At 58.8% G+C, this 13,174-nt stretch carries 15 protein-coding genes; 7 read left to right on the forward strand and 8 right to left on the reverse strand.

From position 1 onward, the window contains the following. Window positions 1–3 precede the first annotated feature (3 nt). Window positions 4–1,062: a magnesium chelatase ATPase subunit I gene (bchI, locus tag NW829_RS08315; RefSeq protein ID WP_414350299.1), complete on the reverse strand. Its 1,059-nt coding sequence runs from the start codon at window positions 1,060–1,062 to the stop codon at window positions 4–6. Between the two features lie 388 nt (window positions 1,063–1,450). On the opposite strand from bchI, the gene NW829_RS08320 reads away from it, so the two are divergent. Beyond that, complete coding sequence (locus NW829_RS08320) at window positions 1,451–1,795, forward strand: DUF4168 domain-containing protein (RefSeq protein WP_414331953.1); 345 nt, start codon at window positions 1,451–1,453, stop codon at window positions 1,793–1,795. A gap of 88 nt (window positions 1,796–1,883) precedes the next feature. Then, complete coding sequence (locus tag NW829_RS08325; protein ID WP_414332564.1) at window positions 1,884–2,423, forward strand: DUF3611 family protein; 540 nt, start codon at window positions 1,884–1,886, stop codon at window positions 2,421–2,423. Between the two features lie 183 nt (window positions 2,424–2,606). Here NW829_RS08325 and NW829_RS08330 read toward each other — a convergent pair whose 3' ends face one another. Both NW829_RS08330 and psaK read right to left on the reverse strand, forming a co-directional pair. Continuing rightward, window positions 2,607–2,744 (reverse strand): photosystem II reaction center protein K, encoded by a 138-nt coding sequence (locus tag NW829_RS08330; RefSeq protein ID WP_414350277.1) that lies wholly within the window; start codon window positions 2,742–2,744, stop codon window positions 2,607–2,609. A 236-nt stretch (window positions 2,745–2,980) separates the two neighbouring features. Continuing rightward, window positions 2,981–3,226: a photosystem I reaction center subunit PsaK gene (gene psaK, locus NW829_RS08335; protein ID WP_414332568.1), complete on the reverse strand. Its 246-nt coding sequence runs from the start codon at window positions 3,224–3,226 to the stop codon at window positions 2,981–2,983. Between the two features lie 380 nt (window positions 3,227–3,606). Here psaK and NW829_RS08340 point away from each other — a divergent pair, with 380 nt between their 5' ends. From NW829_RS08340 to NW829_RS08350, 3 genes are all read left to right on the forward strand, one after another. Beyond that, window positions 3,607–4,578 carry a fatty acid desaturase gene (locus NW829_RS08340; RefSeq protein ID WP_414416855.1) on the forward strand — a complete coding sequence of 324 codons (972 nt, stop codon included), beginning with the start codon at window positions 3,607–3,609 and terminating at the stop codon, window positions 4,576–4,578. Between the two features lies 1 nt (window position 4,579). Next, window positions 4,580–5,461, forward strand: a complete 882-nt coding sequence (locus tag NW829_RS08345; RefSeq protein ID WP_414416856.1) for a hypothetical protein — start codon at window positions 4,580–4,582, stop codon at window positions 5,459–5,461. Window positions 5,462–5,531: 70 nt separating this feature from the next. Beyond that, window positions 5,532–6,401, forward strand: a complete 870-nt coding sequence (locus NW829_RS08350) for an SDH family Clp fold serine proteinase (protein ID WP_414350282.1) — start codon at window positions 5,532–5,534, stop codon at window positions 6,399–6,401. Here NW829_RS08350 and NW829_RS08355 read toward each other — a convergent pair. After that, on the reverse strand, window positions 6,393–7,085 hold the full coding sequence (locus tag NW829_RS08355) for a J domain-containing protein (protein WP_414416857.1): 693 nt from the start codon (window positions 7,083–7,085) through the stop codon (window positions 6,393–6,395). The genes NW829_RS08350 and NW829_RS08355 overlap by 9 nt on opposite strands. Window positions 7,086–7,169: 84 nt before the next feature. On the opposite strand from NW829_RS08355, the gene NW829_RS08360 reads away from it, so the two are divergent. Further along, entirely contained in the window at window positions 7,170–7,463 is a 294-nt protein-coding gene (locus NW829_RS08360; RefSeq protein WP_414350285.1) for a DUF3082 domain-containing protein, read from the forward strand. A gap of 61 nt (window positions 7,464–7,524) precedes the next feature. Here NW829_RS08360 and sixA read toward each other — a convergent pair whose 3' ends face one another. From sixA to murA, 3 genes are all read right to left on the reverse strand, one after another. Next, on the reverse strand, window positions 7,525–8,112 hold the full coding sequence (gene sixA / locus NW829_RS08365) for a phosphohistidine phosphatase SixA (protein WP_414402563.1): 588 nt from the start codon (window positions 8,110–8,112) through the stop codon (window positions 7,525–7,527). A gap of 143 nt (window positions 8,113–8,255) precedes the next feature. Continuing rightward, window positions 8,256–10,391 (reverse strand): transglycosylase SLT domain-containing protein, encoded by a 2,136-nt coding sequence (locus NW829_RS08370; protein WP_414416858.1) that lies wholly within the window; start codon window positions 10,389–10,391, stop codon window positions 8,256–8,258. A 193-nt stretch (window positions 10,392–10,584) separates the two neighbouring features. Next, window positions 10,585–11,907, reverse strand: a complete 1,323-nt coding sequence (murA, locus tag NW829_RS08375) for a UDP-N-acetylglucosamine 1-carboxyvinyltransferase (protein ID WP_202943714.1) — start codon at window positions 11,905–11,907, stop codon at window positions 10,585–10,587. A gap of 345 nt (window positions 11,908–12,252) precedes the next feature. Here murA and NW829_RS08380 point away from each other — a divergent pair, with 345 nt between their 5' ends. Further along, window positions 12,253–12,906, forward strand: a complete 654-nt coding sequence (locus tag NW829_RS08380) for a DUF3386 domain-containing protein (RefSeq protein ID WP_414381692.1) — start codon at window positions 12,253–12,255, stop codon at window positions 12,904–12,906. Window positions 12,907–12,969: 63 nt separating this feature from the next. On the opposite strand, the gene NW829_RS08385 is transcribed toward NW829_RS08380, so the two are convergent. Continuing rightward, on the reverse strand, window positions 12,970–13,174 hold a 205-nt coding region (locus NW829_RS08385), incomplete at its 5' end, for a hypothetical protein (protein WP_414416859.1).

Here is a 13,174-nt window from a genome sequence, read left to right on the forward strand (position 1 = left end):
GGGCTAGGCGGCGCTCTCCAAGCTCACCTGGAACACTTCGCTGAAGGCTTTTTCCACCTTGTAGCCCGAGTCGATGGTCTCCAGAGGATCCTTGCGCAGGCGGTGACGCAAACACAGGCTGATCACCCGACGGATATCGGCGACGGTGACCTCACTGCGCCCCTCTAGAGCTGCCAGGGCTTTGGCAGCCCGGTTGGTTACAATGTCTCCGCGCAGTCCATCCACCTCCAAAGCCGCGCATACCCCAGAGATCTTCAAGCGCAAGTCGGGATCCACTGCCACGTTGGGCAAAAGATGTTGGGCTTTTTCGATGCGCTCCCGCAGGCGCTGCTGGGAATCGGCATACTTGGCCAAAAAAGCCTGGGGATCGGCGTCGAACTGGCTGCGCTCCTCCACGATCCGCACCCGCAGGGCGGCATCTCGCACCGTTTCGATCTGGACGAACATGCCAAAGCGATCCAGCAGTTGAGGCCGCAATTCCCCCTCTTCCGGGTTGCCGGATCCCACCAGCACAAACCGAGCCGGATGACGAATGGAAATGCCTTCCCGTTCCACGGTGTTCCAGCCTGAGGCCGCCGCATCCAGCAACACATCCACCAAGTGGTCATCCAGCAAATTGACTTCATCCACGTAAAGGATGCCTCGATTGGCCTTGGCCAACAGCCCCGGCTCAAAAGCCTTCACCCCCTGAGCTAAGGCCCGCTCAATGTCGAGAGTGCCACACACCCGGTCTTCCGTTGCCCCCAAGGGCAGATCCACCATCGGCACCTGGATCCAAGTGCTTTCCAGCGTTTCCCCTGCTTGGAGCCGTTCCCACACTTGATCGCTCATCAAGTCCCGCTGCCGCGGGTGGCTGTTGAAGGGATCCCCTTTCACCACCTCGATCCGGGGCAGCAGGTCGGCCAAAGCGCGAATGGTGGTGGACTTGCCCGTGCCGCGATCCCCCATGATCAGCACCCCGCCAATGCGCGGGTCGATCACGTTGAGGAGCAAGGCCAATTTCATCTCCTCTTGGCCGACGATGGCCGTAAACGGGAAAACCGGGCGACGTTCCAAATGCATAGGGGCAATAACCAACAATTCATCCCCATTATCCCAGAGGCCACTCCCTTCTGGGTGTCAGATAGGCTGGAAAGGGACTGGAACTGGAACCTAAAGACCAGTTTTCGGTCAAATGGAAAAGCAAGCTCAGTTGTCAGCGTGGACGACGCCCTGGGCTTTCACAGAGAGGAGCAGATAGGATCGAAGCCCGCGGGGTTCATCAGAGTGTTGAACCGGCGTGGGGCCGAAAGCTCACAAAAACCCTAGGCAACCTGAGCAACAGTTGGCGGGTGGGGAGACATCAGCGGTGTCAGGCAAAGCAAGTCGGAGATGGTGGACGGCATTTCCAATCCAAAGCGTGGTCCAAAAAGGGCTGGTGGGTTTGATCTGGGTTTGCACTTGGATCCCTGTGCTGACTGTTTCTCTGGCCGTGGCCCAAACCCCCACCACCTCTGTGGTGTTGAGCGATGAGCAGGTAACAATGTACGCCCGTATCGTCTTGGAGATGGAGCCCCACCGGCAAGAGGCCCAAAAGCGCTCCCAAGCCACAAACGACCCAGCCAGCAAAGATCAAATCCGGCGAGAATTCATCCGCACCGCGACCGAGATCATCACTCGCCACGGTATGACTGTGCCTGACTACAACCGCATTACACTCTTGATCCGCTCCGAAGAGGGCAAAGCTTTGCAACAGCGCATTGAGGCCGAAATTCTCCGCCTGCAAAGCGAGGATCCCCAACCGCCAGTCCGATAAAAGTGACTGGTAAAAGTGACTGGGGCCGGAGAATGAAGATAGGCTGGAAGCGAACGTTGGTGTTCATCCAGGCGAGCGGGGGAAAAAGATGAACGAGCCCATGTCGCCGTCAGTACGGGCGGCTATCGAGCGGATGAAGTCTCGTTTGCGCATGACTCGTCGCTTTGGGTTTTGGTTCCAGGCAATCTTGGGGGCGACGGCGCTGCTGCTGTGGTTTGGCTTTTTAATCGGCCAAAATACCGTCTATCGAGATGACTCGCTGGGGGCTGTCATCGCCTTCTGGTTCACCTTGTTTACATTGCTCACCCTGGCAGCCGGTCTATTTTTCAACTGGCGCTACTTGCTCCACGCGGAGCGCCGCTCAGCCTCTGCTGATGCCCTAAGCCAATTGGATTTGCCCAAGCAGTTGCAGTTGGTCACCTATGTCAGCCTCATTGGGGCCTTCCTTGCTTTGATTGGTATGGAAGCCCAAGTGGGCGAGCTGTTGGCGCGCATGTTTTCCCGCACCCAGGCCAACCAGGTAACAGGAGTGCTGCTGCTGGCCGCCAATATCAATGTGACGTTTGCCCACTTCGTCTGCTTGGCAGGGGTTCTCTGGATTACCGGTGTCCTCGACCGCGAGCCCTAGCGCCGGATCCCTGGCCCAGTTTTGGGAGTCATTGGCATTTACGTTTTTGACCAGTGACAAGACGGCTTGTCGCTTTTGCCGGGGTATAGCAACAAACCCCCCAACCTGGGAGAGGAGCTGGGGGGAAGCACCTCGGCTCTGCCTGAGTTTCCTCCGGACAAGACCTCAGCAGGAGCGATGGCTTCACTTGAAGCCCACTGCCGCTTGCCAGACAAAGGCCAGCAGGAAAAACAGAACAGGGATGATCGGCAAAATGTCGATCAGCGGGTCAAACAATTCATAGCCTTCCGGCAAACTGGCCAGGAGCATCATCGCTGACATGGCAACAAACCTCAGGGGAAAACGCGGCTGAAGGAACTGCTTTTTTCAGAATCGAAATAGAGTGTAACATCACCAAGCAGGGATCCCGGCCAAGTTCAAGAAACTTGACATACCCCCCTGCCTACAGGCAAGGGATTCTGGTTCCTGGTTCTGCGACAGCACTTACTGTGTTGGGTTGTCCCTCCACGACAGCGGTGCTTATTTCCCCAGGCGTTCCCTCTTCCGTTCGCGTCAGCCTAAAGAACGCCAATGTTAGAGAGGCCCAAAACGACCCCCACTCCCAACAAATGGCCAAAGCTGGCAACCCCAATGACTTCTGGCCAGGTCATTCCCAGTACCGGCCCAGTCTCTGAGGCCACTCCAGAGGAGGATTTGAAGCTCAAGTAAGCCAGCCCTGTGCAGAGCAGAATGATCACGGCGCTCAGGGGGGACCAGGGGCTGGTTTGAGCGGTCAAAGCCAGCGGCGCGACAACAGGCATCATGGTTTTCGTCCTCAACTCAGGTTGACCGACCCTTAGATTACCGCTCCTGCTGAACCCCGGATGGGATCCCCTGGCGATCTACACATGAATTGCAACAGAGGCTGCAACAGAACCTCACACTACGGCTTTTCTCCGGCTTCAGGGACGGTTTGCTATTGCCGGGATCCTTCAGGAATCCTTGGCCAGGAGAGGAAGGTGCCCCCATGGCTGGGGTTGTGAGGAAAATAAGGCTTGGGCTGAGAAGCTGGGCAGGTCTCTGCCGTATACTAACGAAAGTTAACAAACTTATCTCTTCGATCTCTTTTCGGTGTGATGACTGGGACGCGCTGCCTCGACCCATCCTCTCTGTCTGCACTGTGCGCACCTAAGGATGGCTGCCGATGACTGTTGCTGCTACTGCTGAATCGGCCCACAAACCCTTCGCATTGCCTCGTGAGCTGTTGGGGCCACCCTCGGAATTTTGGAATCCCACCTTGCTGATGTTTTTGGCTGCGGTGGTGCTTTCGGCCTCTTGCTTTGGCGGGTACGCCTTTTGGCACTGGCCCAAATGGATGGTGTTCTGGCTCAATTTTGTGGCCCTCTATGTTCTGGGCACGGTGATTCACGATGCTTCCCATGGCTCGGCCCACCGCAACCGCTTTCTGAACGAGGCACTCGGACACGGCTCTGCCCTGTTGCAGGGTTTTGTCTATCCCGTCTTTAAGCGGGTACACATGCAGCACCACGCCCACGTCAACCATCCTGAAGACGATCCCGATCACTACGTCTCGACAGGGGGGCCGCTGTGGCTGATCGCGCCGCGGTTTTTCTACCATGAGGTGTTTTTCTTTAAGCGGCAGCTCTGGCGGAAAGGTCGCTGGGATCTGCTGGAGTGGGGCTTGAGTCGGCTGGTGGTTATCCTGACCTTTGGTCTGGCCAGCTACTTCGGCTACACCGACTACATCATGAACTATTGGCTACCCCCTGCCTTTATCATGGGGTTCTTGCTGGGCTTGTTTTTTGACTACCTGCCCCATCGCCCTTTTCAATCCCAAGAGCGGTGGTACAATGCCCGCGTCTATCCCGGATGGCTGACCAACATTCTGCTGTTGGGGCAAAACTATCACCTGATCCACCATCTCTGGCCTTCTGTTCCCTGGTACAAATACCAAGCAGCCTACTGGGCAGCCAAACCTGAGCTGGACGCGCGCAACTGCCAGCAAACGCTGGGGATCTGGGAGAAGGGAGAGTTTTGGGGCTTTTTGTACGATGCTCTGATCGGTCTGCACTGGCACAAGCCCACTTCAGCTCACCCCGCTGCGCCAGCCAATCCAGAATCGGAGGGATCCCCTGCGGATCCACAGCCCGGCTAGCATGGTTTGGCCAACGCTGCAAGTCCCTCAGGTGCTGCTGTTTGTGGAAGCGGCCAGCCTGTTGCAGGACTCTAGCCAGGTTTTGTTGCAGACCGGTCGGGCAACGGCAGATTTGCCGGAGTTGATTGCAGAAGCGCAGGCGCGGGCCGAAGTCCAGGTGCAGCTCCTTGGGATCCCCGCAGACTTGCGGGCACAGGTGCGAGGGATCCTCAGGTTGACCTCGCCCCAAGAGGTGCTGGCCTACTTGCAGGACTTGCTGGACAGGGGATCTGGCCCGGATTTGGAAGCCTTTTTGGAGCAGGCGGGATCCGCCTCTACAGTGCTGCGCTTCCCCCCCCTGTTGGTGGGGGCTGTGGCTTTGCAGGTGTTGCTGGAGCGGTTGGACTTTTCTCCAGAAGAGCGGGCTGTGGTGCAAGCCCAACGGGATCAATGGGAACAGGCCCTGGCGGAATTGGCCATCCACCACAGGGTTTCCCCAGAGCCGCTGCAGGCTGCTGCCGAGACGGTGCTGCGGGCGGCTTCAGCAGAGGAGCTGCTGCAACTGGGTCAGGATCTCCTTCAAGATCTCCAAGATCTCGCTGTTGCTGATTCTGAGCCAGAAGCCGAGCCTCAGGTGGAATTGGCGGGGCCTCTGCTGTTCATGATGGTGGCGGATTACCTGCTGGCCCAAACGGAGTATCCGCTGACCCCGGAGCAGCGGCTGGACTTGCAAACCAATCGCGCCGCGGCAGAAACCCGCTACTTGGCTATGCAAAAGTTGGGCCGCATTGAAAACTTGGCGGAGCAACAGGCTTATATTCGATCTTGGATTGACCAAGCTTCCGTACCGGATTTGCTGCAGGCTTTGGATCGCTTTTTTGCGGCGTCTGAACCCAACTCATGAGGCTCAGGGATCGCCGAAGATTTTGGATCCCCTATGCTGGAGTCAAAGGGATCCCACTTGAGGTGCGAAAGTGGACTGGGGCAGCCTGTTCTGGATTTTTCTGATCTTCAGCTCTTTGCAACCTCTGCTGAACCGTCGTGCCCAAGAGTTCCGGCGCTTGATGGCCATTCGGGAGTTGGAGCAAAAGCGGGGCAGCCGGGTGATTCTGCTCATTCACCGCCAGGAGTCGATTAGTTTTTTGGGGATCCCGGTTTCCCGCTACATCAGCATCGAGGACTCCGAACAGGTGTTGAGGGCAATTCGCCTTACCCCACCCAATACCCCGATTGATTTGATTTTGCATACCCCCGGTGGCCTGGTGCTGGCCACGGAGCAAATTGCCCGCGCCCTGATCCGCCATCCGGCCAAAGTGACAGTGTTTGTGCCCCACTACGCCATGTCGGGGGGGACGATGCTGGCCCTGGCCGCCGACGAAATCGTCATGGATGCCAATGCAGTCCTGGGGCCAGTGGATCCACAGTTGGGGGGGTATGCTGCCGCCAGTATTCTGCAGGTGGTGGCGGATAAACCCATTGCCGAAATCGATGACCAAACCTTGATCCTGGCGGATCTGGCCCGCAAAGCGATGCAACAGGTACAGAACTTCGTGCGGGATCTCCTGAAGGACGATGTGCCCAAGCGCAAAATTGCCCCCGAACGCATCGAGCCCCTCATCCAGTACCTAACCAGTGGACAAGTTACCCACGACTACCCGATCACTGCCGAAGAAGCCCAAAGGTTGGGCCTGCCCATTTCTACCGAGTTGCCACCCCAAATCTATGCCCTGATGGACTTGTACCCACAGGCCACCATGGGCCGCCCTTCCGTGCAGTACATCCCTATCCCCTATGATCCTCGCCCCTCTCTGCCCAGGGGGGGATCCCGCTCTGGCCTAGGGTGAACTCTTGGCGTAAGCTTCCATGGCTTCCAGGCGCAGCCCTCTTGCCCGGCGAAACAGCTCTTGTCCGGTGTGCAGGTGGCGATCGTCGCAGTTCAGCGGGAAATACTGCAGCTCCTCTAGAGCGTCCTCTAGGTGGTTGAGGGCGTAGTAGAGGCGAGAAGCCACTCCCCCCAGGCTGCTGGGATTGGGAAGGCGCCGAAAGATCTGCTGAGCTTGGGCCAGTTTCTGGCTACACTCTTCCAAATAGGTGGCGAAGGACTCCAACAGGTCGGGATCAAAGGGATCCGCCGCCAAAGCATGCAACTGAGGCTTTAGGGAAGACAACAAGGGCCCCAACACTCGGTTTAGAGGGGTGTAGACCTGTCGGATCCAGGCTGCACGGGCGATGGCTTCGTGGCTGACGGTTTCACGGGGGGATCCCGTCGGCTGGGGGCGGGGTGAGGTGCGGCTGGAGTGCAGTTGCCGATCGTATTCGCGGCGAGATTGGGGATCCTTGAGCACCGCGTAGGCAGCGTTGATCTGGCGGATGCGCTCAGCGGTGGCCCGATCTTTTTTGGCCAGCAGGCTATCGGGATGGTGATACTTGACCAAACGACGGTAGGCGGACTTGATCTCCTCCGCCGTCGCCGCCACGGAAACGCCCAAAACTTCGTAGTGGGATCCCACTCCCGATCCGCTCTCCATAACCCCTAGGCTTGCCGGAAAGAAAAGAAACTTCCACATTGTACCTGCAGCCTAGAATAAAGGTGAGTTTTCCGGTGCTGCCCCATGTCTTCCGCCTCGCCCCAGGGATCCCCCCATCCTTTCAGTGCCCTCTTGGGGGCCGCCATCGCCGTCAGTTTGGGCTACGGGTTCTTTCAACTGCTGCTCTCGATGTTGGCCAAGTTGCCGCCAATTGAGGTGGAGATTGGATCGTTGGCCCGCGGAATCAGCATTCTGGTGCGCTACCTGCTGGTCGGTTCCGTTTCCCTGATTGCCTTCATGTTTGCCATGGTGGGGTTGGGGCTGGCGGCCTATTGTGTGCAATTGCTGGGAGAGCGGCTGACCTCCTCTCAGCGCTGAACCTAGGGGCACAACCTCTGGCCGACTCGTTGGGCGTTTATCATGATGAGCCAGCTTCTTCTCAGCGCAGCACCACCTTGGGGGAGAGCAACAAAGTCAGGGATCCCTGGCGGTAGTCAATCCGGCCTTCGGCAAAGCGCACTTGGGCTAGGCCCGCTTTTTTGAGGGTGATCGCGTCGGCATGGGCCGGGTTCAGCCCAATGGCCGTTTGCACCCACAGGCTCAGATCCGGCTGGTGACCGACCAGAGCCAAAGACGCCAGAGGTTCCCGCTCTGCTTGCCAGCGCACCAGGTCAGCAAAACTGCCCCCCGGAGCCAGCGGCTCAAACACCTCCACAGCTTCGGCCAGGTTCTCGTCCAAAAAGATCTCAGCGGTCTGTCGAGCCCTCACCAAGGGACTGGTGAGCAGGAGATCCCACCTCCAGCCCATGTTCTTGAGCTGGCGGGCAACCTTGCGGCAACGCTTGCGACCTTCGTCTGTAAGGGCCCGAAAGGCATCCTCGACTTCTGGCCGGGGTTCCTCGGCTATGCCATGGCGAATAAAATCCACAGCCAGCTCCTGCCGGGCAGCTTGCTTTTCTGCCGCACCCTGATAGTGCTCCGCACCGCTAACGCGAACGCTCTCCTGTTGTTCAGACCCAGAGACCATAGAACTCCAAAACTCTGTCCTGCCGGCGCGAACGGCACTGTTAAGTAAACCTTGGAATCACTGTAACTCTCACAGAATACTGTGCTCTGTCGGGGGAAAAGCCCGCTCCCTCTACGGCAGCACTTCCGCGACAAAACCAGAGATCACGAAGAAGACGAGGGGTTATGCAAGCGCTGGCTGACCAAGGTGCGCCCCTCCTGAGTGTAGAGCTGCCAGTAGTTCCAGTAGTTGCCAAACACGGACTTCACATAGCCCCGGGTTTCGGGGAAGGGGATCTGCTCCACAAACACATCCGGATCCCCGAAGCCAAAGCGGTTCAGCCATCTGGCCACGTTGCCGGGGCCACCATTGTAGCTGGCCAGGGCCAGCAAGGTGTTGTCTTGGTAAGTGCGGTGGGTGTAGTCGAAGTACCAGGATCCCAGGTAGAGATTGTCGGCGGGGTTGGTGAGGCTGTACTGGGCCAGGCCGATCTGCTGAGCAATCCAGCGGCCAGTAGCGGGCATCACCTGCATCAAGCCCAAAGCCCCCGAGGCCGAGACGATCTCTGGCTCAAAGCGGGATTCCTGCCGGATCAAAGCCGCCACCATCAAGGGATTGAGGTTAAATTGCCGTGACCAGTGGGCCAAGCCGGGTTGGGCGTAGGGATCCCCGCTCCAGGAATTGTCGGGGCCCGCATAGTAGTGCAGCGGATAGATGGCCTGCCAGAAATCTTGGCGCTGCCTCAACGTCTCCAGCAAGGGATCCGGCTCTTCGCTAAAGCGCAAAGCAGCCACCTGGTTAATGCCCCGCAGGTGATCTCCGGCGCTGTTGCGCAAAATGCCCGTGACAAAGCGCTCGGCAACGCTCATCTGGCGGGGATCCCGCTGCACCGGAGTTTCGCCCTGCCAGCGTTCCCAGGCCAGTTGGCTGGCTCCCATCAAATGCAGGGTTTGCGTAACTGCAGAGACCCCTGGCAACGGTTGGCGCACCGGCTGAAAATCCACCTCAACCCTTTTGCGCCCGCTGTAGAAATCCCCCACCGGCCAGCCCAGTTGCACTGCCGACCGCCAGCCGTAGTAGGTGTGGGGAAACTGACGCAGTACCTGCCGATAGGTCTGCCGAGCTGCCGCCACATCCCCCTGCTGTTCCCGCCATTTGCCCGCCCAGTAGAGCAGTTGTGCCCCCATTTCTGTATCCCGCTGAGCAGATCCGATCTGTTGGGCCAGGGCGATGGCTTGGCTGAGATTGCCTGCTTGTGCTTGGCTCCAGGCCACTGTCCAGGCGGCATTGGCCGCAGCTTCGCTGGCCGGAAAGCGATCCCAAAGGGCTTGCCGAGTAGCCTGGGCCGATTGGGGGCTGGCGTTGCGATCGTAAAGCTGGCTGAGGCTAAGCAACGCCTCTGGAGCTTCTTTATCTGAGCCGGATCCCACCTGTCGGAGGAGTTCAATTGCCGTCGGCAGGTCGCTCAGTTCCGCCAAACGGCGACGGGTGAGGGAAGCCTCTGGCCCATCGGGGAACTGTGCCAGCAGCGCTTGGTAAGCCGCTTTGGCCTGGGGAAACTCCCGCGAGATCTGGTGGCTGCGGCCCCAGCGGTAGAGGTTCTGAGAGGTGGCGGGGGCACGCCCATAGGCCCGGGCAGCTTTGCCGTACTCCCGTTGCTCCCAGTAGGCATCGGCGAGGATCTGCCAGTCGGAAGCCGTGAGGGATCCCTCCTGAGCCTGCCGCCAGCGATCCAGCAGCGGCGTTAGCCCAGGGGTTTGCGGGTGATGTTGGGCCAAATCCCGCAGCAGGTCATAGCGGTCGGGATCCAGCTCTAGCAAATGCTTGAGGGCACGTCCGGTCAGCGGATGGGTGGGAAATTGCTGCCGCAGCCGATCCACCTGGCCCATCCCCCAGAGGGCGTAGGCGGCCACAGGACTGTGGGGATATTCCTGCAAAATCTGGGGCCACCAGATCCCTTGGGCTGTTTCCTTGTCCTGCAACTGTTCATAGGCTTGGGCCCTGAGCTTCCAAATCTCTTCCCTCAGAACCGGCAGGCTCTCTTCCAGCCCCTGCAAATGCTTCAAGGCAGATTGCGCTTGGCCGGCTTGCAGCGCTGCATAGGCTTGCAGAAAGGCCACTGTGGAAGTTTGAGGCAGTTGCGTCGGATCCCTGTCTTCTCGTGCAGAGGCCACCTCCGCGGTTTCTGCCCAGGATGAGGTGTAGAAGCCCCAGACGGCCCCACCCAGAGCCGCTCCTGCTGCCAGCACACCGGCAGCCCATCTTGTCCAGCGTCGTTTGCTGCCTGTCAGGATCCCCATGCTTTACCTCCCCACCACCTCTGACCTACGATACTCAACCTGACTGCGTTGAGTCACCAGACAACTCGATACTTGCGAAACGGCTGGAAAGCTCACCTGGCAAGCGGTCACCGAGCATTGGGGCCAGACGATAAGCAGGGAGAGGAGCAGTTCTTTCCTCAAATCTTCAAATTTCAGACAGCAGTGAAACAGCTCATTTCCCCAATTGCGGGATCCCTGTCGGGCTTTCACTGCGGTACACCTTGGCCCCGACACTGCGCAGCTTTTCGTCAATGGCTTCGTAGCCCCGGTCGATGTAGTGCAATCCGTGGATCGTGGAGCAGCCTTCAGCCGCCAGACCGGCCAACACCAGGGCCGCACCCGCCCGCAGGTCGGTAGCCACCACCGGAGCGCCGGAAAGGGACGGCACCCCTCGGATCAGGGCCACTCGGTTCTTCAGGCGAATATCGGCTCCCATGCGATTCAGCTCGGGAATGTGGTGCATGCGGTTTTCAAACACCGTCTCCTCAATGGTGCAACTGCCCTCGCTCAAGGCGGCCAAAGCCATGATCGGCGCCTGCACATCGGTGGGGAAACCGGGATAGGGCAGCGTTTGAATATCAGTTGCCTGACACAGCCAGCCGGAGCTCAGTTGAGCTGGGGCAATGCGCAACCGGTTTGGGCCCTCTTCTTCCACCCGCAGACCCATGGCTTGCAACTTGGCGATCACCGCCCGCAGATGATCGGGAATAACAGGGCCAACCGTGAGGTGAGAGCGGGTAATGGCCCCGGCAATGAGATAGGTGCTGGCCTCGATGCGGTCGGGAATGACCGTGTACTCTGTTCCATGCAAGCGGGGCACCCCTACCACCACAACCGTATTGGTGCCGACACCACGAATGCGGGCCCCCATGGCTTGACAAAAACGGGCTAGATCCGCCACCTCCGGCTCTTGGGCGGCGTTCTCGATCACCGTTTCTCCATCCGCCAGCGTAGCGGCCATCATCAAGGTCTCGGTGGCACCGACGCTGGGATAGTCCAGGTAAATACGGGTTCCCAACAGTTTACGGGCATAGGCATGAACCACTCCATGCTCGATTTGTACCGTTGCCCCCAAGGCTTGCAGACCCCGCACATGCAGATCCACGGGACGAGACCCAATCGCACAGCCACCGGGCAGGGGAACTCTGGCCACCCCCAGCCGCGCCAACAGAGGCCCTATGATGAAAAAGCTGGCCCGCAACTGGCTGACCAATTCATAAGGGGCTTGAGAGGTTTTCAGGGAGCTGGCATCCAGGTCCAGGGTATTGCCAACATGGGAAACCTTAACTCCCAGCGTGGCCAGGATCTGCCCCATGCGTTCAATGTCCAGCAGACGGGGCACATTGTGAATTCGACAAGCCTCAGGAGCCAAGATGGCCCCGGCCATCAGCGCCAAGGCAGAGTTTTTCGCCCCGCCAATAGGGATGTGGCCACTCAGGGTCTGCTTGCCAATGATTTTCAGCACTGGCCCCATCATCTCTGGCGCGGTTGCCATGCCGGTCTGGGGCGGCGTCAGGCCAGGCTCTAGGGGATCCGCCCCGCTGACGCGATTGTCAAAACCTTTCAATCTCCCTCCTCACCCACAAAAAATAGGCGAACCCTTCTCAGAGAATACTCTGGGGATCACAGCAGCGGCTAAACTCGCAAGCCAAATTGGGTGTGAGGAAGAAGTTCCCATGGCTGTGCTTCTATCCTGCAGCAGCGGATAGGGGAGCGGCTAGGCCAGTTCACCAGATGCAGGCTCTCAGCGAAGGCAACTGGGGGGCAGCCCAACAGCAGGGGGCGGTATGATGGATGCTCAGGGGAAGTGCTTGCAAGGAAAACAGGAAGGAGACAGCCGATGATCGCCACTCAAGTCTCTGCCCAAGAGTTGTTTCGGGCCGCCTATGAAAACCGCTACACCTGGGATCCCGCTTTCCCAGGCTACAGCGCCGAGGTCACCTATTGGGATGGGGAGCGCACATTCGTTGGGCAGGTGCGAGTGGGAGCAGACCTAAAGGCCACTGTTACCGGCGTAGAAGATGAGGAAGCTCGAAAAGCCATTCACAACCAACTCTGGGAGATTGCCGTTCACCGGGTGCGCCGCAGCTTCGACGAGACCCATGGGAACAACACCTTCCGCTATGGCCAAACCCTGCCCGATGGCACAGTGGAGATCCTGGTGGGGGGCAAAGCAGAAGGGGATCGCTACCACGTGCGCGATAACCAGGTTACCATGGTGCACCGGCATATCCACGGAGTGGTGGTTACCATCCACACCTTCAGCAGCCACGATACCGGCGAAGGCTATCTTTCCCACCGCTACGATTCCGTCTATCACGATCCCCAAACGGGCGAGCAAAAAGGCGGGCGCAGCCAATTCGAGGATCTGTACACAAAAGTGGGCAAGTATTACATCCTCTCGGAGCGGCGTATCCAGACGGAGACGGAAACCGGCCCTGTGGAGAAGCGCTTCACCTTCAGCAACTTGACCTTGCTGGACACTGGGGCGTGAGCGACCCGGCATTGCTCTCTGCGGGGTAGGGGGCCAGCTCTCCCGTTCGTCACTGTTGGGCAGCTACCGGGAGGCTGAGTTCACGCCCTTCTTGGCGGCCAAGCCTTTCTCGATAACGGGAAAGCCGATCTGTAGGCTTTCAAGCTTTGTTGCAGAACGATCCTCCCGGTTAGAAAAAGCAAGAGAGCCTGAGCTATGCTTTGAATATTCTCCCGCCTGCGATTGGCATGGACAACACCACAGCAAAACCTGACCCGGATTCCGAAGC

Origin of the sequence: Synechococcus sp. R55.8, from assembly GCF_047461895.1 — a bacterium.
In the GTDB taxonomy this organism is placed as follows: domain Bacteria; phylum Cyanobacteriota; class Cyanobacteriia; order Thermostichales; family Thermostichaceae; genus Thermostichus.

Coding starts and splice junctions, on each gene's coding strand:
- NW829_RS08340 (WP_414416855.1), top strand. CDS start 3,607: ATGACTGTTGCTGCTACTGCTGAATCGGCCCACAAACCCTTCGCATTG.
- NW829_RS08370 (WP_414416858.1), bottom strand. CDS start 10,391: ATGGGGATCCTGACAGGCAGCAAACGACGCTGGACAAGATGGGCTGCC.
- murA (WP_202943714.1), bottom strand. CDS start 11,907: ATGGCAACCGCGCCAGAGATGATGGGGCCAGTGCTGAAAATCATTGGC.
- bchI (WP_414350299.1), bottom strand. CDS start 1,062: ATGCATTTGGAACGTCGCCCGGTTTTCCCGTTTACGGCCATCGTCGGC.
- psaK (WP_414332568.1), bottom strand. CDS start 3,226: ATGATGCCTGTTGTCGCGCCGCTGGCTTTGACCGCTCAAACCAGCCCC.
- NW829_RS08345 (WP_414416856.1), top strand. CDS start 4,580: ATGGTTTGGCCAACGCTGCAAGTCCCTCAGGTGCTGCTGTTTGTGGAA.
- NW829_RS08380 (WP_414381692.1), top strand. CDS start 12,253: ATGATCGCCACTCAAGTCTCTGCCCAAGAGTTGTTTCGGGCCGCCTAT.
- NW829_RS08355 (WP_414416857.1), bottom strand. CDS start 7,085: ATGGAGAGCGGATCGGGAGTGGGATCCCACTACGAAGTTTTGGGCGTT.
- NW829_RS08330 (WP_414350277.1), bottom strand. CDS start 2,744: ATGTCAGCGATGATGCTCCTGGCCAGTTTGCCGGAAGGCTATGAATTG.
- sixA (WP_414402563.1), bottom strand. CDS start 8,112: ATGGTCTCTGGGTCTGAACAACAGGAGAGCGTTCGCGTTAGCGGTGCG.
- NW829_RS08360 (WP_414350285.1), top strand. CDS start 7,170: ATGTCTTCCGCCTCGCCCCAGGGATCCCCCCATCCTTTCAGTGCCCTC.
- NW829_RS08325 (WP_414332564.1), top strand. CDS start 1,884: ATGAACGAGCCCATGTCGCCGTCAGTACGGGCGGCTATCGAGCGGATG.